Here is an 18,427-nt window from a genome sequence, read left to right on the forward strand (position 1 = left end):
TCTAAAAATATGAAAAAAGCTTAAGCCTTAAAACGATCCTTTGCCCGTTTAGCGAATTCATTGGTGTAGGTTTTACTCAAATCAATTTTGTCGGCCTTAATTTTGGAATCAAAACTCTCCAGTGCTTTAAGGGCTGTGAGTGGTCCTTCTGCGGGCATGATGCCGTCGAGCGAGATGGACTCTCTGACTTTATTAAATGCCGCCAAATACAAGCCCCTATCGCCCAGCAAATAACTCTCTGGCACGGTTTTGATGATGTCCGCAGGTCCGGCCGTTTGCAGCCATTTCAGACCGTGCACTATGGCGTTGGCCATGGCTTGGCAAGTGTTGGGATTTTTCTCCACAAACTCTTGCGAAGCATAGAGACAGGCGGCGGGCATCATGCCGCCAAAAACATCTAACGTGCCCTTGAGGGTACGCGTGTCGCTGATAATTTTGACATCGCCTTTTTGCTCCAGCATGGTCATGACTGGATCGATATTACATATAGCGTCAATTTGTCCTGAACGCATTGCCGTGAGTGCACCAGCGGAGGTGCCTACGCCAATAAAGCTCACATCTGAAGCGCTTAAACCGCTTCGGGAGAGCAATAAATTCGCCATCATATTGGTTGAAGAGCCCGGCGCAGACACACCAATTTTCTTGCCCTTTAGATCGGCCAGTGACTTAAAGCCGGTCATGGTTTTAGAAGACACACCAAAGGCGATCTGCGGCGCTCGACCCATCAATACAAAAGCGCGAAATATTTGGTTTTTTGACTGCAAATTAACGGTGTGCTCAAAGGCACCAGCGCAAACATCAGCAGAGCCGCCGACGACGGCCTGTAAGGCACGCGAGCCACCAGCAAAGTCGCTAATTTCAACATCTAGGCCCTCAGCCTTGAAGTAGCCGAGCTGCTCAGCAATTGTCAACGGCAGATAGTAAAAACCGGCCTTACCACCGACAGCAATAGAAACCTTGTTTTTTTCTAATTTGGGCTGTGCATACAGTCTGGGCAAAGCCAATGCCGCAGTACCCAATGCAGCGCCAGCCGCAAAACGACGGCGGGAAAGAGAGGGAAATGCATTCATCGAGAGTCCTTCTACGGGTGGAAGTAGCAAAAGCGAAGCCGCAGCGTTTAGACGCCGCAATACTTTACGAATTACTACTAGCGTAGACCACCGAAGAAGCAATAAACATCGGTATCATCCCGCGAGGGTTTATACCCAAGACTGAAATTCAGCCGGCTCTACGAATTAATAAGTACTCTTATTAATTAAGAAATCCATCCTCTTACATTTAAACCGCATCTCTCGCCTTAACCAATGCCAATGCCAACGCCGACTAAAGCCGTTAGCTTTTTAGCGAAACCCCGCAAACAAAATTGCAATATTGACAAGCAGGCCTAAAGCCCAAATCGCTGAACGCAAATTTGCCTTATCCGATACATAGGCCAATATATAGCCGGCGCGCAGCACTAAAAAAGCCACGGCCAATGCGTCTACCAATGGCTGGCTGGCCTGCAATTGATGGGCAACAATGACGGCTGCAAAAAAGAAAGGCAAGGCCTCGTGGGTGTTGGCCTGAGCTGAATTAGCGCGCGCTCGCCAGTCGGTTTGCAGCGCCAACCAAGCGCGCGGGTTGTGGTTGTCATAGCCGCCTTGCTGGCGCGACTTACCAAACGTGCCGTATTTCGAAATACCAGCACACACTACGGGCAACAGTGCGGCCAATAGCAAACAGCCATAAGCCCAAGTGAAATGGTTAAAGGTCATTTTTTTCCAGCCTTTTACTGCGCTTTAAACGCTTTAGGTTTTAACGCCGGTCAACCAGCGCGTGGGCAATCGTGCCCAAATCCACATATTCCAGCTCACTACCTACAGGCACACCTCGGGCCAACCGGGTAACTTGTACGCCGCGGCTTTTGAGTGCTTGGCTAATCACGTGCGCTGTGGCCTCACCTTCTGCAGTGAAGTTGGTCGCCAAAATAACTTCTTGCACCTCACGACTCTCGACCGGCATGAGCAGACCTGCGTCGTCTTTCGGAACGACCCGGTCAAACAGCTTTTGCAAGCCAATGTCATGCGGACCAATGCCGTCTAGCGGACTGAGTTTGCCCATCAACACAAAGTAAAGACCGCGGTAAGCCAGCGTGCGTTCTAGCGCGGCTTGATCGGCCGGCGTTTCCACCACACACAGCTTGCTGCGATCACGTTGGGCGTTTGAGCAAGTGCGGCAAATGTCCTGCTCTGTCAAGGTATTGCATAAATCGCAATGCTTGATGCTAGAGACTGCATGCTCTAGCGCGCGGGCTATTTGCAGTGCTGCATGCCGGTCATGCTGGAGCAAATGAAAAGCCATACGTGCCGCCGATTTAACGCCAACACCAGGGAGTTTTCGCAGCGCCTGTACCAAGCCTTCAAGGGCATTGGAATCGGCCAAATCAGAAAGGCATTTTCATGCCACCCGGCAGGCTAGGCATACCAGCGGTGAGCTTGCCTAGCTTTTCGGCGCTGAGTTCTTCAGCCTTTCGGACTGCGGCATTAAAGGCAGCGGCGACCAAGTCTTCAATCATGTCTTTGTCATCGGTGAGCAAGCTAGGATCAATTTCGATGCGCTTAACGTCGTGCTTGCAAGTCATGGTGACTTTCACCAAGCCGGAGCCGGATTCGGCAGTTACTTCGATGAAAGCGAGCTCGTCCTGGGCTTTTTTAAGATTGTCCTGCATGGTCTGCGCCTGCTTCATGAGGCCGGCGAGTTGTCCTTTATTGAACATGTTTTTTCCTTTTAAGAGTGATAGGTCTTGCGTGTCGACGGGGCCGGCCACGCGTTATGCGTTGATTGCTGTTTGCAATGACTTCTCGATCATATCGGTAGGCCAGTGCCGCCGCGCGCAGCTTCAGTAGTAGCCTGCAACTGATGCTTGATGCTGCCGGGGACAATTTTTGCACCCCAGTCACGCATTAATTCAAGCACCAATGGGTCTTGATGAATGATCTCCTCGGCCAGTCGTTGGCGCTCTTGCAAGGCCGCGTTGTTACGACGCGCCGGCGTATCACCGACTGCACCTACGTTAACGGCTAGTTTTAAGCGCGGCTGAGTAAGCAGTACTTGCAGCGCGGTTTGCAATTTCTCGCAGGCGGACGGTTGAATCAAGGATTGACGCTCGACGCAAATTGTCCACAGGCTATGGCCTTCTTCTGCCAGAGAATTGAGTGGCGCTTCATGCGAAACCAGCTCTGACTGCAAAGCAATCTCACGCGCTAAAGCCGTAATGGCTTCGCTGCGTGTTAACTGCCCGACTAACTCGGCCCACATTGCGCCGAGTGCTGTCGCCACCAGTGCGGCCAGCGGGGCCGGTTCTGACATTTGGCGCACGCGAACAGGTGGCGATGGTGCCAATGCAGCTATTGGCGTTTGTGGAGTTTGTGGCTCTGGATTTTCTTCGAAGTCTTGCTCTGAATCTATTGGCGGTTGTAGATGGCTATCTGAATCTGAATCTGAATCCGACGTGAACTCTATCTCCGGCGGCTCGTCTTGCGAGTTATTTTGCGCGTTATTTTGCGCGTTGTTCTGTGCGTTGTTAGTCGGCGCACTCTGCGCCTCAGTCTGGTGCGGTTTCGCCATATCAGGCGACGCGTTAATTACAGCGACATCTTCCCAAGGCGGTACTGACAAGGGCGTTGCTACGCTTGTGCGTGCGCTAACTGGTGCCGCCTGAGCCCGTACAGGCTCAGGATCAGGCTTTTTTGCCGGCTCAGCGGCGCTCCTGTCACTGCTCTCGATCGCGCTGCTTACGGCGCGGGGAACTGCGACAGTTCCTGCGGGTTTAAAGGCTAAAAGGCGTAGCAGCACCATGGTCAGGGCGGCGTATTCGTCAGGTGCTAAGCCGAGTTCTCCACGGCCGTGCAAACACAGGCTGTAGAGCAACTGGGTTTCATCGGCCGGTAGCAACTGCGCTAGGCGGGCGATTTCGCCGGCCTCGGGGTCGGCGCTATTATCAGCATCGGCGGCTGTCTCTAATGCCTGACTCATCATGGATGGCACAGCTTGCAGCACCGCCATGCGTTGCAGCACAGTCGTCATTTCCTCTAATGTTGAGGCAGCGCTTAAGCCGTGAAGGCGTAACACCTCGGCAATCTCGACCAGGCTTTTGCCGTCGGCCCGGGCAAGCGCATCAAGCAGTCCAAACACGTAGCTGCGATCAACACTGCCCAGCATCAAACGCACACTAGCTTCGTGCAACTGACCCGAGCCAAAGGCAATCGCTTGGTCGGTAAGCGAGAGTGCGTCGCGCATAGAACCCCGTGCGGCACGCGCTAATAAGCGCAAGGCTTGCGTATCCGACGGGACTTCTTCTATGCCCAGCACATGGCCGAGATGCTCCAAAATAGTTTCTGGCGCCATAGGCCGCAGGTTGAACTGCAGGCAGCGGGACAGCACTGTCGCCGGCACTTTTTGTGGGTCGGTTGTAGCCAATACAAACTTGAGGTAGTCAGGCGGCTCCTCCAACGTCTTGAGCATGGCATTGAATGCGGTGTTGGTCAGCATGTGGACTTCGTCGATCATGAAGACCTTAAAGCGACCAAGCACTGGTTTATAAACCGCTTGCTCAAGCAACTGCGCAATCTCATCAACGCCGCGGTTAGAGGCGGCATCGAGCTCGGTGTAGTCAACAAAGCGGCCGCTGTCTATGTCAATGCAAGCTTGGCAAACACCGCAAGGTGTAGCGGTAATACCGCCCTGCCCGTCCACGCCCACGCAGTTAAGCGACTTAGCCAAAATACGCGATATGGTAGTTTTACCAACGCCGCGGGTGCCGGTAAACATATACGCATGATGAAGGCGCTGAGTAGTTAGCGCATTACCCAAGGCTTGGACCACATGCGATTGACCCACCATTTCCGAAAAGTTCTTGGGACGGTATTTGCGGGCTAGGACTAGATAGGACATAGCGATATTCTAGATTGCGGCGACTTGACATGAGATGACAGAAAAAATGCGTCGTCATGACCTTTAATCAGCCGAGGGCAAACCGAAGTCCCGTACAATATACGGTGACGAGCCTTCCCGCATGGTGAAGCGGCCAACCGGGTCAGATGGGGAACCAAGCAGCCCTAACTGTAGAGCCAGTGCCGGGGTCAAGGTTCGTCACCTCATACATCGACATCCTTGAAATTTTTAATTTGTTCAAGCGAGTCCCAGCACACCGTCAACCAAACGTGTGAACTTCCAAAATACTGAGGCTCAAAGTTCAAGCCGCAGCACATACATTTAATTCTTAACGCCTAAACGGGTGATCACGGCCTGACAGCGCTAACGCCAGCTTAACTTCCCAAGCATGAGACGGCACTATTTGCGACGCATAAGAATTAAAAGCCAAGAAAAAAAGCAAAGGCGAAAGTCGCACTGCCCAGTTAAGACTCAGTGGTTTCTCAATTGCGTTGAGTACGAACAAAGACACGGCAGCACCTAAGGCCCAACCCAAGCAAACTTCGCTAAAGCTGTGCGCACCCAAAATGATTCTCGACCAGCCGACGCCGACTGAAAATAAAATTCCTAAGCACGCCGCAAGCTGGCACTTAAACCGCGAATCGCTGGAAATATAAAGCCGAAACAACACAGGAAAAATCGCTGTTGCCAACAAGGTATGGCCGCTAATGCCGGTAAAGTCCAATGCGGCAATACCTAAGCCCCAGCCCCAAAACAAGCATTTACTCATCAGAGTCAGCAAGACCGCCAAGCCCAGCGCGAACAGCCAGCGGTAGGCGACTTTTCTTTGAACTAGAAATAAACCCAAGAAATGCAAAAAAAATATCGGTAGCAATATGCTGGCTGATCCCAAATGCGTGATGACGCGCCACCAATATATTGAGTTTGAGATTGCCATAAATAAGAAAAAATTAATGGGACTGTAGCTTGTTTAAATCGCTGCACATACGCGTTTGTACGCGCACAGATTCATCCAAAATAATTATCAGCTGATCGCAATGCACACATTGAAAATGCTTTGGTATTATTTTCACAATCTCTGCAGCGGGCTTACTCAAAGCTTAAAGCTAGCGCCACACAAACTCTGACGACAAAGCCATTGATAAATAATTTAGAGCGTTAATAAATAGTTCTGAATTTCGTCAAAGTCAGCCCTAAACTGCAGCTTTCCCGGCCAGCTTGCAAAATAATGAACACTAACCAAATCCTAATTCTTGCCATTCTCGGCAGCACTGTCGCCATGTTTATGTGGGGCCGCTGGCGTCACGACATGGTAGCCATGTTTGCGTTGTTAGCCAGCGTAGTGGGTGGACTAATTGCGCCAGAACAGGCTTTTTCCGGCTTTGGCCATCCTGCGGTCATTACCGTAGCCTGTGTGCTGGTGCTAAGCCGCGGATTGCAATTGACTGGCGCAGTCGATGTACTGGTCAGGCACACCATGCCGGCCAATGCAGGCACTACTGTCAGCTTGGCAGCACTGGTAGGTCTAGGCGCACTACTTTCTGGCTTTATGAACAATGTAGGCGCGATGGCTTTACTCATGCCAATGGCTTTACAACTGGCTAATCGGCTGGATTTACCCCCTGGGCGGGTACTAATGCCGCTGGCCTTTGGCACTATTTTGGGCGGTATGACCACGCTCATAGGCACGCCGCCCAACTTAATTGTCTCTAGCTTTAGAGCCCAAAGTGGTGCTGGCAGTTTTTCGATGTTTGATTTCACCCCCATAGGCCTATCCGTTGCCGTCATAGGCATCGTGTTTTTGGTACTTGCATGGCGGCTGGTGCCAGCGCGCAAAACGCAAAGTAATAGCGATTTTGAGACCGGCAGTTACATGACCGAATTGCGCGTACTTGAAGGCGGAAAAGCCGCCAGCATGACACTGCGCGAAATAGAGGTGGCCCTAGAGAACGCCGATGCACAAGTGCTAGGACTGGTCAGGCGCGAAGTCTATCTATCCGCGCCGCGGCCAAGCACTCGGGTCAGAGTTGACGATATATTGGCGATAGAGGCCGATGTAGATGCACTCGGTGAATTGAGCTCGGCACTGGGTCTAAAGCTGGAGGAGTCCGTCAAACCCAAAAAAGAAGATGCCGAAGAAAACTCTGAAAAAATCAGATCAAACAAAAACATAAAAACTGACAAAGAAAAAACTCAAGACAAAGACGAAGAAAAAAACAGCGAGGAAAAAGAAGACAAAGCCCTCGCCCAGCAAGACATAGTGCTGATGGAGTTTGCGGTGTTGCCCGCTAGCGTGATTGCTGGTCTCTCAGCCCAAGACATGCGGCTACGCAGCCGATATGGACTGAACCTATTAGCCGTTTCACGAGAAGGTTCGCGCTCAAAAAGTCGGCTCAGGACTATGACAGTCCAAGCCGGAGACTTGTTGCTACTGCAAGGCCAAGCCGATGCCCTGGCCGAGTTCGGCGTTGACTCTGGCTGCGTGCCACTGGCAGAACGCGACTTACGCATACCCAACAAACGCAAGGCATGGCTGGCTAGTGCCATCATGTTGTTTGCAGTCGGCAGCGCGGCTTTTGGATTGCTACCAGCAGCAGTTTCTTTTGCCATTGGCGTATTAGCCAGCATGGCCTTGCGGACAGTGCCGCTCAGAGCGGTGTACGAAGCCATAGACTGGCCAGTGATTATTTTGCTGGCAGCACTAATTCCTGTTGCCGGCGCCATGCAAAGCACCGGTACCGCTGATTTAATTGCCCGCTTTTTGCTCGACAGCGTGGCGCAAGGCAATGCCATCATTGCGTTGACGCTGATACTGGTGGTCACCATGAGTTTGTCTGACCTGATGAATAACGCCGCTACGGCCGCGGTGATGTGCCCAATTGCGATTGGTACGGCTGGCGCGTTAGGTGTGAGTGTGGATTCGTTTTTAATGGCCGTAGCGATCGGTGCTTCGTGCTCATTCCTCACACCCATTGGCCACCAGAACAACACCCTCATACTCGGGCCCGGTGGTTTTCGGTTTGGCGACTATTGGCGGCTAGGACTGCCGCTGGAGTTGCTGGTAGTGGCGATCAGTGTCCCTATGCTGCTACTGGTCTGGCCGCTGTAAAGACTGACTAAGGACTTTTAAAATTCCTCACCGGCTTCCTCAATCGACAGCGTGGTGTTCAAGGCATGACCGGCAACTTGAGCTGCGGCCACCGCCAGTGTCGCCAGCGGATAGGTGCCGCTGATGATGCCTTTGTAAGACAGTTCTGCAGCAATCGCATCCTGACCTAAACCCTCGACGGCCGCGTCTATGCAGGCCTCCATGGAGTTGAGCCCGATATCACTGTAAAGGTCTTCGCCCTCGAAGCTTACGCTGTACTCGTAGAGTCCATCTTCACAGGGGTCAATGTTAAATCGCACAATCATTTGCAAGCCTTTCTATGGGTGAGAGGAATAAAAAATCAAAGACCTAGGTGTTTGAGTGCCCCTTGCGCAGCACTGCGGCCGCTGGATAAACAGGCGCTGAGCAAGTAGCCACCGGTTGGCGCTTCCCAGTCCAGCATTTCGCCAGCGCAAAAAAACCGGTTGCGGCAGCGTTTTGCCTTGTGCTGGTTGGAGCTGAAATTGTGCGTCCATGGCTTCAAACAACACGCCGCCGGCGCTGCTAATGGCCTCATCAATAGGGCGGGCAGACAGCAGCGTCAAAGGCAAAGCCTTAATCGCTTGAGCCAACTCTACCGGCTTGTGCATGGCTTCTTTGCTCAGTACTTCGTGAAGTATGGCGGCCTTTATACCGTCTAAACTGAGGCGGCTCTTAAGATGGCTAGACAGCGAGCGCGAGCCGCGCGGATAACGCACTTCTACCAGCACTTGCGCCAAGGTTTTATCCGGCATCAAGTCCAGCATAAAAGTGGCGCTGCCTTTAGCGCTAATTTCATCGCGCAGCAAGCTAGAAGCGGCGTAAATCAAGCTGCCTTCCACGCCGGTGGCCGTTGCGACAAACTCACCTTTTCGGTTAAAGCTTTGGCCCTTGGAATCGGTAAAGCTAATGGCCACAGATTTAAACGGCTGACCGGCATGGCGGCTAGAGAAATGCTCGGTCCAGCCGGCTTGTGGCGCATGGCCTTGGCCAATTAAATCTTTGAGAAATTCGCGCCGGGTTTCGCCTTCTGCTGCCTCTTGTTGTTCTTGCACCGCAACTGGACGGCCAACATCAAAACCGCAATTCGATGGCTGTAGTGGTGCGACTTGCACGCCGCGCTCAGCCAGCAAGGGTATCCACGCGCCGTCAGAACCAAGCCTGGTCCAACTGCCGCCGCCTAGTGCCAGCAACACCGCATCAAACTGTGCATTCAGCCGGCCTTGTGGAGCATCAAACGCCAACGCGCCATCGGCGTCCCAACCAACCCAACGGTGGCGCATAGAAAACTGTACGCCCTGCTTACGCAAGCGCTGCAACCATGCGCGCAGCAAAGGCGCAGCTTTCATGTCTTTGGGGAAAATGCGGCCAGAACTACCGGTAAAAGTCTCCACACCCAAGCCTTGAGCCCAAGCACAAATTTCAGCCGAACCAAAACTGGCCAACAGAGGTTCAAGATCGGCGCGGCGCTCAGCGTAGCGGCTCATAAAGGGCTCAAAACTCTCGGAATGCGTGAGGTTCAAACCGCCTTTGCCCGCCAGCAAAAATTTGCGGCCTACAGACGGCATAGCGTCATAAACATGAACGCCCACGCCAGCGCCAGCCAGCACTTCTGCGGCCATCAAGCCGGCTGGACCACCGCCTATGACGGCAATGCGCAAGGTAGAAGTCGGGGTGGTTTGGGAAATGGTAGTGGTCAAAGGAAAGCGTTTTCAATCGGTGCAAGCCTGGCTTGGTAAGCTGGCAATAACGCTGTTTTAAGCGATTAGTGGTCAGGTCTTGCTGGTTTTAATAAAGGATGAGGAAAGGCGCGAAATTCGCGTGGCGACAGGTGCTGCATGCCGTTTGCCTAACAATGTTGTTGATTATCGCTGCTTGCTTGGCGCAAGCAGGCTTAAGCAATCTCTAACAACGCCCCATTACCCGCAATAAAGGCCGCTTTAATCACCGTACCTGGATAAATTTCTTGCAGTGCAAGGCGATAAGTTTGAAGTTGCGCCAACTTAACAGGATCATTTTGCGGCTGATGCGCCGACTTATAGTCCAGCACCCACCACTGGCCTTCAAAACCTAAATCTTGGCGCTGCACCAAGCGGTCAAGTCGCAAGGTTTGACCTGCATGCAGCAATTCGACTTCATTGCCCTGCCACTTCAGACGTGTGTTATCCCAAGCCCAAGCCGCTTCCCGGCTGCGTATGCAAAGCGCCATGGCACTGGCTTTGAGCGCGAGTTCGGCGGACAGTGAAAACTCCCGCGTGACTGCGCTCAGTGCTTTGAGTGCTGCTGGCGACTGGTCTAGCACTGCATCCCATTCAAGTAAACGGTGCATGGCCTTGCCCATGCGCGCGCTGTCGCTGTCGGGCTCTGTCTGTGTGTTGGCGCTTAAATCTAATACTGCCCAATCTGGCAGCGCTGGCAAATCAGCCAGCAACAGCGTTTCTTCAAAAGCGGCCACATCTTTAGGGCTGGGGTTTGCCAATGGCGGCGCTGCCATCGGTTCGGCAATATTGATTAAGCGCTGCCACCAGCTGTGGGTGGTGGTTTGATGCGGCTCGGTTGAGGAAATCGCCAGCGTCAAGCGGGCTCGAGTCAGGGCCACGTAAAGCGCGTTGAGTTCCTCACGCTTGCGCGCAGCCTGCTCTTCTTCCAAGGCCGGCAAGGCGCAAGCCGGTGGACGCGACTCACTGACCAAAAATACGAATTTACGCGGCGCGCTGTCCTCGCCCGGCCAGTCGACCAGCACACTCATGCTCTCGGCATTGCGCTCGACAGTATCGGTGTCCAGCAGCATGACGGCGCTGGCTTCCAAACCCTTGGCTCCATGTATGGTGAGCAGCCGCACAGCCAGCGGATTGACCGAGGCCGGCGCTTGCACACCGCCGGCTTTAAGAGCCCGCACCAAGGCGTAAGGCGTGACATAGCGACCGCCATTAATTTGCAGTGCCATACCCAGTAATGCGCGCAAATTAGCCAATACTGAAGCGCGCTCGGCTTGGGGCGCCGCAGCAGCAAAGCGCGCCAACACATCGCCGTGGTGAAAAATTGCCTGCAGCGCATCATGCGGCGCTAAGTTTTGCACCCAACCCTGATAAAGCTGCAAAGTAGCGCCTAGGCCGTCAAAGGACTGCCCTTCAAACGCAGTGTTTTGCAGTAGCGAAAACCAAGACGCCTTGGTTTCTGCGCGCGCCAGCGCAATTTGAACCAGTGCGGAATCATCCAGCGAAAACAGCGGTGAGCGCAGCGCACGCGCGAGTGATAAATCGTGGCGCGGCGAGACCAGCACATCGATAAGCGCGATGATGTCTTGTACTTCGCAGCACTCGCCAAGCTCGGTTTTCTCACCCACTTGGGCGGCGATATGCAGGGCGCGTAACTCGTCTCTGAGTGGCAGTAATCCTGCGCGTTTGCGCGACAACACCATGATCTCAGAGGCTGGCAAACCAGCATTAACTTGGCTAGCAATCCAAGCCGCGGCTTGGCGTGCTTCTAATGTTCTGAGCGTTTCTTCTGGCGTTTCACGCTGCACGGTCAAGCTATCGCGCCAGCCATCTGGGCCCTCATGTTCATCGACTTGTTGCGCGCTGCTGCGAGCAATTTGCGGCAGTCGAACAACGCTGCCGGTTTGATTCGATGCGCTGGTGTGATCACGAAAACCGGTAAAACCATCTTCCCTAACGGCTTGCTGCATAACCTCATTCACACTTTCAATCACTGCTTGGCTGTTGCGCCGGGTGTGATCGCACTCCAACAATTCTCCGCCCAACGCCTGACGCATGAATTTTTTTGCCGCAATAAAAACCTGCGGCTCAGCGCGGCGAAAACGGTAAATACTTTGCTTGGGATCGCCAACAATAAAAACACTGGGCGCATTACCAGCGCCGGCATAAGCACTTAACCAGCTTGACAAAGCCTGCCACTGCAGCGGGTTGGTGTCTTGAAATTCATCTATTAACAAATGCTTGATGCGCGCATCTAAGCGCTCTTCTACCCAACCCGACAGCACGGCATCGCCCAGCATGGTTTGCGCGGCACGCTCTACGTCATTCATATCGACCCAGCCGCGGTCGCGCTTGAGTTCGGCAAATTCAGACAACAGCAATCGCGACAAACGCGTCATGCGTTGTTGATAATCCCAGGCTTGAAACTGTTGCCGTGCTGCCAGCATGCGCAGCGCCAATTCTTGGGCTTGGCGAATTTGTTCTATGCCGATTATGTTTTCGCCGAACTTACGCGGCGTGGATTTATCCGTGAGCAATGCCGACAATACGCCGGTCATATCGCCAACACTTATCGCCCGCTCGAGATCCACGCCTTTGGCAGAGAAAGTTTTAGCTGAGGCCCGGCCCAAAGCCTTGGCTGCGTCCAACATCAGCTGACGACTTGCAGCATCCTGAGCGAGTAAATCGTCGGGATGATTCAAGCCATCAAACTCTGGGAACTGCTCGCCAACTGTGAGTACCGATTGTTCGAGAATGCCCGATGCGTCAGCCAACAAAAACTCTGTCCGCTTGTCAAGTGCGCCCTGCAAGGCCTTGTCGGCTTGATGGCGACCGTGGCTAGTAACGACAGATTCAAAGTCAGACTTGGCTTTAGCGTCGAGCAACAAAGCCGCATAAAAACGTCGCCAAAGCAAAGCCCTCGCCGGCGCATCGTCTTCTAACAATTCGTAGTTCAAAGGAAAGCCAAGCTGCTGCAGCGCAGCTAGCGGCGCGCTACGCAGCAGTGCGGCGAACCAGCTGTGAAAAGTACGAATCTGCACAGCGCGACCGCCCACCAAAACACGCTCGTAAAGTTTAGATAATTGGTCGCGCATAGCGTTTGGAGCGGTCTCGTTTTCTTGCGATAAGACGCCGCGCACTATGAGTTCTTGACGCAATTTTTCATCGTTGGAATGGGCAAACTCTAGCAACCAGTCATCTAGGCGTTTACGCATTTCACCGGCCGCTTTTTTTGTAAAAGTAATCGCTAAAATTTCATGTGGCTCAATCTGCACCGGGCCTTGCAAAAGATTGGGTGTTTGGCCTGAGGTCGGCACAACTGGCGCGGATTGACCTTCGAGTAAGGCGCGCAAAATACGCGATACCAACATCCAAGTTTTGCCAGCACCCGCACAGGCTTCGACCGCTACGCTGCGGCGTGGATCGCAGGCGATGGCGTAGAAGGCTTGGGCGCTGACAGGCTTTTCGTTATGAAAATAAGCGGCTTGAGTCATAGGTATGGCGGAAATATTAATCGGCGTTGCGGCGTCAGAAAAAGTCGATAAGTCAGCTCGCTTCATTGCCAAAAATCCTTACGGCATAAGCCTCTGGCGTTGCAGTAGGCGCAGGCTTTTCCCTCGCCTAGCGCAGGCAGAACTGCGCCATTTTGGATGCGCTGTATATCACTCAACAAACTCTCAATCATCTCATCGCGCAACTCGACTATGCCCGGCTGCGGGTAGCTGCGACTGGCTTCTTTCTCACCCAAATTAACATAGGCTGCGGCCAAGGTATCTTGTTCTAGCAGGGCGGCATAAAAAGGCAGTTGGGTGTCTTCTCGACAGTCTTTTATACGCTGCGCGGTAGTGCTGCGCGGCTCGGTTTTATAGTCCATCAAAAGCCGTGAGCCGTCTGGCATGCGGTCTATGCGGTCAATTTTTCCAAACAAAGTAACCGCTCCGTAAGCCACGTCGCGCCAGACTTCGCCCTCGTCAAATACTGCGCCGCTGGCCTCGTGTTCAGCCAGCCATTCAAGATAACCTTGACGCACACGCGGCCAGCTGGCGGCGAAAGGCAAGAATTCGCTTTGGCTGAGTCTTAACTCTCGCATGGCTTTATCGGCGGCTTGGTCAATCATATGTATACGTAGCGTTAAATCTTGGGTTGGTGCAAGCTGAAGGTCGATGTGAAAAAAGTTCAGCAGCGTATGCAGCCAATTGCCAAAATCGCGTTTACCCAACTCGCCCTCTAATTCATCCGAGGCCTGAAGTCCCAGTTGGCGCAAGGCAAAAAAGCGGTAAGGGCAACGGCGCAAATCTTCGTAGGCGCTGGCCGAGAGACGGCTCACGGGCAGGTCTTGACCGCGCGGCAGTGGCCTCAAGGTTGGCTGAGCGGGTAAGCGGCGCTCACTGCGCGGGTCTGGCGCGAAGGCCGGGGAACGCAGCAGCAAGAGCTGCACCAATGCGCTAGGTGTCAAACTCTCACCGGCTTCGCTGGTGCGCCAAAGCAAATCGATGTGCGGCATGCACAGTGCATATTGCCAAGCGCTGCGCTGCGCTGTCGCCAATTCGTCGCGGGACGGCAGGCCTAGCAGCAAACGCTGCGCCGGCGTCCAGCCGCCGGGTGGCTCGGGGGAGGCTTGAAGGCGAATCTCATCGCAACCAGGCATGACCACGGCCTGCATGGGCCGACCTAACAATTGGCTTAACGGCAATATCGTGACTTGAGATTGCGCGGGGTGGCCGGGTGTGTAGCTACCAGCTTCTAAGGCTTGATTGACCCAGCTGGTAAATTCAGCCAGCGATAAACGCGGCGAGTCTTCTACCAGCGCATCGTCGCCTTCAAACAAACGAATCGACTCCATCACGGCAGCGCCTGCTACATCGACCAGCATAGGCATCCACTGACCACTAGTTTGGAGAGCGCCGCGCAAGCTGCGCAGCCAGGCCGGTAGCGGCCGTGGCGCTTGCAAGCTTTTACGCAAGGGCTCTAGTTGCGCTAGCAATGGTGCGAGTTCCTCTTGCTGAAGTGGCAATTCTCGCCATAAGCGCAGACCGGCTTTGCGCAGCCAGACTTCAGCCGGCTCCAGCACATCAGCAGAAAAAGCTGGTGCGTTTTTAAGCCATTCCAGCACCGCATCGCTGGAGGCGTCCCAAGGCGCAGCACGCAGCAAATTCATCACGCCAGCGGCCGAGCGAGTGGTCGAGAGTTTCCAGCCGGTTTCATCGCGCAGCACAACACCGCGCTCGGCCAGCATGGCGCGAATGCGGCGCGTGAGCACCCGGTCTTGGGCAATCAGTGCGACCGGATTGCGGCCCTCTGCCAAGTGCGCAATCACACAGGCCGCGGCGCGCTGGGCTTCGTCTTCCATATCTCCAGCCGCATGCAGACCTAATTGACCGGCATGTTCAGGCGCGCCGAGTTTAATGCTTTGCGCGCGCTCACCAAAATGCAGTTTGAGTGACTCCGACAAAGCCTCGGTTTGAAAGCCTTCGAGTAGCACCAGCAAGTCGACTTCGGCCTCAAATAAGCAATCCGTCGCATACGCTGATGAGGCGGCCCAAACCAGCGCAATGCTGGCAACGGCCAGCTCCAGCGCCAATACCGAAGAAGCCATGCTTTGACCTAGCTGCTCAGATAACTGCTGACCCCAGCGCATGCGTTGATCAGGATGTTGGGCGGCGGCTACGCGCGACAAAGACCATGCCGCCTCGGCAAGACGGCCGGCCAAATGTTGATAAGCACCCAGCCCGGCTTGTTGGAGTAGTCCAGCCGCCGTCGGCAAGTCGAGTGCTGCGTCTTGTGCGATGTCGCCAGCAGCAGGCACAAAGCCACTTTGATCTGCCGACAAGGACGCGGCCCAGTTCATAGAAGTCTCAAAACGCGGCACAAAAGCCGATGCAGCACCGGCACGCAAGGCATGCACAGACCAAGCTTGGCGCGCTTGCAACATGAGCTGCGCATACGGCAGCAGAACCACGGTGCGGCTGGGATGAACCCCGCTGGCGTCAATTATTAAGGACAGGGAGCGCATCGCTTCGGCCCAGCAATCCTCAACAGGATGGGTTGCACTGAGTTCGGGGGCTGTGAGTGTGGGTGACAAAAATGGGCTTTCAGAGTTGCTAACTATCACGCTCATAGCCGAGCAATACTGGCATTACCCGACGTTGGCACTTGGTTTCTGACACAATGATCTCAGCTAAAGTCTTATCTGAAACAAGTTATTAAGGAGCCAAAATGGCCAGCGAACTGATTAAACATACCACCGATGCCACGTTTGAAACCGACGTACTGAAATCAACTCAACCAGTTTTGGTGGATTACTGGGCTGAGTGGTGCGGTCCGTGCAAAATGATTGCACCTATTCTTGATGAAGTCGCTACCGGCTACGAAGGCCGCCTGCAAATTGCAAAAATGAATGTCGACGAGAACCGCGACATTCCTGCAAAGTTTGGTATTCGCGGCATTCCGACCTTGATGATTTTCAAGGACGGTCAACTCGCTGCCACCAAAGTAGGCGCTATGAGCAAGTCGCAATTGACCGCATTTATCGACCAACAATTGGTCTAAATTGGTTTAGTTTCCCCGAACTGTGGAGGCCAACACAGCCTCTGCAGTTGAGTGGTAAAAAGCGAAATACTCTCGCCGGTGAACTGAAAAAATATCAATTACTTCAGGCCCTCTTAGAGTTGCAAGCTAAAGAATTTTTGACAACGTTTTTTCCTGTCATAATTAATTCACTCGCTGACTGGACATATTCCCAATCAGTTCGAGTTTCCGGCAAGTGATTCAAATCAATCACCTACGGCAAATCCCCAAAATTCCCCGTATCTTTTAAAAAAATGATCTCCGCAAGGAGCATCCCTACGCAGGTAATTCCATGCATTTAAACGAGCTCAAGGCACTGCATGTGTCTGAAGTCCTCAAGCAAGCTGAAGCCCTTGAGATTGAAAATGTCGGTCGCATGCGCAAGCAAGAGCTGATGTTCGCCATCATTAAAAAGCGCTCTAAAACCGGTGAAACCATAGTCGCTGACGGCGTGCTTGAAGTGTTGCCAGACGGTTTTGGCTTTTTACGTGCACCAGACTCCAGCTATACCGCTAGCACTGACGACATCTACATCAGCCCTAGTCAAATTCGCCGCTTCAACCTACACACTGGCGACCAGATCGAAGGCGAAGTTCGTACACCCAAAGACGGCGAGCGCTACTTTGCTTTGAACAAACTCGACAAGGTCAATGACGGCCTGCCAGAGGACAATAAGCACAAGGTGATGTTTGAGAACTTGACGCCGCTGTTTCCTCGCGAGCAGTTCAAGTTAGAGCGCGACATCAAGGGCGAAGAAAACCTGACCAGCCGCATCATTGACATCATTGCGCCGATTGGCAAAGGCCAACGCGCCTTGCTGGTAGCACCGCCAAAATCTGGCAAAACCGTGATGATGCAAAACATCGCCCATGCTATTACGGCCAATTACCCAGAAGTGGTGATGATGGTGTTGTTAGTTGATGAGCGCCCCGAAGAAGTGACCGAGATGCAGCGCAGCGTGCGCGGCGAAGTCATCTCATCGACGTTTGACGAGCCAGCTGCACGCCACGTTCACGTGGCTGAAATGGTGATTGAGCGCGCTAAGCGCTTGGTAGAACTCGGCAAAGATGTAGTGATTTTGCTGGACTCCATTACCCGTTTGGCACGCGCCTACAACAACGTGCTGCCATCGTCAGGCAAAGTGCTGACCGGTGGTGTGGACGCCAATGCATTGCAACGCCCTAAGCGCTTTTTCGGCGCGGCGCGCAAGATTGAAGAAGGCGGCAGCTTGACCATTATTGGCACGGCTTTGGTCGATACCGGCAGCCGAATGGACGAAGTGATCTTTGAAGAATTCAAAGGCACGGGCAACTGCGAGATTCATCTCGATCGCCGTCTCTACGAAAAGCGCGTGTTTCCAGCGATTCATCTGAACCGCTCAGGCACGCGTAAAGAAGAGTTGCTGTTGGCACCAGAGATTTTGCAGAAGTCACGGATTTTGCGCCAGTTCATGTACAACATGGACGAGATCGAATCCATGGAATTAATGCTCAAGAACATGAAGGCCACGAAAAACAATCACGAGTTCTTTGACATGATGCGCCGCGGCGGTTAATCAAGGCAAAATTCGAGCTACAATGCGAGACGCATGGAAAGTGCTTGGAACGGGTTCAAGTGGCTACCAACACGAATTGATTTAAGGAAATACTATGAAAACCGGCATTCACCCTAACTACCGCGAAGTTTGTTTCACGGACTTGTCCAACGGCTTTAAATTTGTCACACGTTCATGCGTCAACACCAAAGAAATGGTGAAGATGGAAGACGGTCGCGAATTGCCACTGTACAAGCTCGACACGTCTAGCGAGTCACATCCTTTCTACACGGGTACACAAAAATCTGTGGACAACATGGGTGGCCGCGTTGAGCGTTTCCGCAACCGTTTCGGCAAGACACCGGCAAAAGCAGCTACGCCAGAAGTCGCAGCCTAAAACGGCCAGAGCTTGCGGTGAATTGATTTCACCCAAGCGCAAAAAAAGCAGCCTTTTAAAGGCTGCTTTTTTTTGTCCTGAGTTAAAGTCACCGCAGCTTATAAGCCCCTATTACTGCATTAGACAAGCCCACCACGCGCCAAGCACAACCT

The 18,427-nt window shown here is 53.3% G+C and carries 14 protein-coding genes and 1 other RNA gene; 5 read left to right on the top strand and 10 right to left on the bottom strand.

All coding sequences use genetic code 11. The annotated features are described in order from the left end of the window. Positions 1 to 20 precede the first annotated feature (20 nt). The 5 genes from HC248_RS10375 to dnaX all read right to left on the bottom strand — a co-directional run bounded on the left by HC248_RS10375 (position 21) and on the right by dnaX (position 4,932). Positions 21 to 1,070: an ABC transporter substrate-binding protein gene (locus tag HC248_RS10375; RefSeq protein ID WP_168922407.1), complete on the bottom strand. Its 1,050-nt coding sequence runs from the start codon at positions 1,068 to 1,070 to the stop codon at positions 21 to 23. A 270-nt stretch (positions 1,071 to 1,340) separates the two neighbouring features. Next, positions 1,341 to 1,754, bottom strand: coding sequence for an MAPEG family protein (locus HC248_RS10380; RefSeq protein WP_168922408.1), 414 nt, complete (start codon positions 1,752 to 1,754; stop codon positions 1,341 to 1,343). 40 nt (positions 1,755 to 1,794) lie between these two features. Further along, complete coding sequence (recR, locus tag HC248_RS10385; RefSeq protein WP_168922409.1) at positions 1,795 to 2,421, bottom strand: recombination mediator RecR; 627 nt, start codon at positions 2,419 to 2,421, stop codon at positions 1,795 to 1,797. Between the two features lies 1 nt (position 2,422). Beyond that, positions 2,423 to 2,755, bottom strand: coding sequence for a YbaB/EbfC family nucleoid-associated protein (locus HC248_RS10390; protein ID WP_168922410.1), 333 nt, complete (start codon positions 2,753 to 2,755; stop codon positions 2,423 to 2,425). An 89-nt stretch (positions 2,756 to 2,844) separates the two neighbouring features. Then, positions 2,845 to 4,932 carry a DNA polymerase III subunit gamma/tau gene (gene dnaX / locus HC248_RS10395; RefSeq protein ID WP_168922411.1) on the bottom strand — a complete coding sequence of 696 codons (2,088 nt, stop codon included), beginning with the start codon at positions 4,930 to 4,932 and terminating at the stop codon, positions 2,845 to 2,847. Between the two features lie 106 nt (positions 4,933 to 5,038). Between dnaX and ffs the strand changes: the two genes are divergently transcribed. Continuing rightward, positions 5,039 to 5,135, top strand: an RNA gene (ffs, locus tag HC248_RS10400) — signal recognition particle sRNA small type. 125 nt (positions 5,136 to 5,260) lie between these two features. On the opposite strand, the gene HC248_RS10405 is transcribed toward ffs, so the two are convergent. After that, a complete protein-coding gene (locus HC248_RS10405; RefSeq protein ID WP_168922412.1) occupies positions 5,261 to 5,869 on the bottom strand; it encodes a phosphatase PAP2 family protein in 609 nt (202 codons plus the stop codon). Positions 5,870 to 6,160: 291 nt separating this feature from the next. Between HC248_RS10405 and HC248_RS10410 the strand changes: the two genes are divergently transcribed. Continuing rightward, on the top strand, positions 6,161 to 8,041 hold the full coding sequence (locus HC248_RS10410) for an SLC13 family permease (RefSeq protein ID WP_168922413.1): 1,881 nt from the start codon (positions 6,161 to 6,163) through the stop codon (positions 8,039 to 8,041). Positions 8,042 to 8,058: 17 nt separating this feature from the next. On the opposite strand, the gene HC248_RS10415 is transcribed toward HC248_RS10410, so the two are convergent. The 4 genes from HC248_RS10415 to HC248_RS10430 form a co-directional block, all read right to left on the bottom strand. After that, positions 8,059 to 8,346 (bottom strand): hypothetical protein, encoded by a 288-nt coding sequence (locus HC248_RS10415; RefSeq protein ID WP_168922414.1) that lies wholly within the window; start codon positions 8,344 to 8,346, stop codon positions 8,059 to 8,061. Positions 8,347 to 8,358: 12 nt separating this feature from the next. Next, complete coding sequence (locus tag HC248_RS10420; RefSeq protein ID WP_420372018.1) at positions 8,359 to 9,681, bottom strand: TIGR03862 family flavoprotein; 1,323 nt, start codon at positions 9,679 to 9,681, stop codon at positions 8,359 to 8,361. 272 nt (positions 9,682 to 9,953) lie between these two features. Next, positions 9,954 to 13,271, bottom strand: coding sequence for a UvrD-helicase domain-containing protein (locus HC248_RS10425; protein WP_168923786.1), 3,318 nt, complete (start codon positions 13,269 to 13,271; stop codon positions 9,954 to 9,956). 62 nt (positions 13,272 to 13,333) lie between these two features. After that, the gene (locus HC248_RS10430) at positions 13,334 to 15,859 is read right to left on the bottom strand and encodes a PD-(D/E)XK nuclease family protein (RefSeq protein WP_238342600.1); all 2,526 of its coding nucleotides are present in this window, start codon (positions 15,857 to 15,859) and stop codon (positions 13,334 to 13,336) included. 134 nt (positions 15,860 to 15,993) lie between these two features. Here HC248_RS10430 and trxA point away from each other — a divergent pair, with 134 nt between their 5' ends. The 3 genes from trxA (at position 15,994) to HC248_RS10445 (ending at position 18,275) form a co-directional block, all read left to right on the top strand. After that, complete coding sequence (gene trxA / locus HC248_RS10435) at positions 15,994 to 16,326, top strand: thioredoxin TrxA (RefSeq protein WP_168922416.1); 333 nt, start codon at positions 15,994 to 15,996, stop codon at positions 16,324 to 16,326. A gap of 310 nt (positions 16,327 to 16,636) precedes the next feature. Further along, positions 16,637 to 17,899, top strand: a complete 1,263-nt coding sequence (rho, locus tag HC248_RS10440; RefSeq protein ID WP_168922417.1) for a transcription termination factor Rho — start codon at positions 16,637 to 16,639, stop codon at positions 17,897 to 17,899. A gap of 94 nt (positions 17,900 to 17,993) precedes the next feature. Then, positions 17,994 to 18,275 carry a type B 50S ribosomal protein L31 gene (locus tag HC248_RS10445; protein WP_168922418.1) on the top strand — a complete coding sequence of 94 codons (282 nt, stop codon included), beginning with the start codon at positions 17,994 to 17,996 and terminating at the stop codon, positions 18,273 to 18,275. The last annotated feature ends 152 nt before the right edge of the window (positions 18,276 to 18,427 follow it).

The sequence above is a fragment of the Polaromonas vacuolata genome, from assembly GCF_012584515.1.
Taxonomy (GTDB): domain Bacteria; phylum Pseudomonadota; class Gammaproteobacteria; order Burkholderiales; family Burkholderiaceae_C; genus Polaromonas; species Polaromonas vacuolata.

What these genes read in the sequence shown, in the direction of transcription:
- trxA (WP_168922416.1), top strand. Translation starts at nt 15,994, where the DNA reads ATGGCCAGCGAACTGATTAAACATACCACCGATGCCACGTTTGAAACC.
- HC248_RS10375 (WP_168922407.1), bottom strand. Translation starts at nt 1,070, where the DNA reads ATGAATGCATTTCCCTCTCTTTCCCGCCGTCGTTTTGCGGCTGGCGCT.
- HC248_RS10425 (WP_168923786.1), bottom strand. Translation starts at nt 13,271, where the DNA reads ATGACTCAAGCCGCTTATTTTCATAACGAAAAGCCTGTCAGCGCCCAA.
- HC248_RS10410 (WP_168922413.1), top strand. Translation starts at nt 6,161, where the DNA reads ATGAACACTAACCAAATCCTAATTCTTGCCATTCTCGGCAGCACTGTC.
- HC248_RS10420 (WP_420372018.1), bottom strand. Translation starts at nt 9,681, where the DNA reads ATGGCCGCAGAAGTGCTGGCTGGCGCTGGCGTGGGCGTTCATGTTTAT.
- HC248_RS10380 (WP_168922408.1), bottom strand. Translation starts at nt 1,754, where the DNA reads ATGACCTTTAACCATTTCACTTGGGCTTATGGCTGTTTGCTATTGGCC.
- rho (WP_168922417.1), top strand. Translation starts at nt 16,637, where the DNA reads ATGCATTTAAACGAGCTCAAGGCACTGCATGTGTCTGAAGTCCTCAAG.
- dnaX (WP_168922411.1), bottom strand. Translation starts at nt 4,932, where the DNA reads ATGTCCTATCTAGTCCTAGCCCGCAAATACCGTCCCAAGAACTTTTCG.
- HC248_RS10405 (WP_168922412.1), bottom strand. Translation starts at nt 5,869, where the DNA reads ATGGCAATCTCAAACTCAATATATTGGTGGCGCGTCATCACGCATTTG.
- HC248_RS10415 (WP_168922414.1), bottom strand. Translation starts at nt 8,346, where the DNA reads ATGATTGTGCGATTTAACATTGACCCCTGTGAAGATGGACTCTACGAG.
- HC248_RS10390 (WP_168922410.1), bottom strand. Translation starts at nt 2,755, where the DNA reads ATGTTCAATAAAGGACAACTCGCCGGCCTCATGAAGCAGGCGCAGACC.
- HC248_RS10445 (WP_168922418.1), top strand. Translation starts at nt 17,994, where the DNA reads ATGAAAACCGGCATTCACCCTAACTACCGCGAAGTTTGTTTCACGGAC.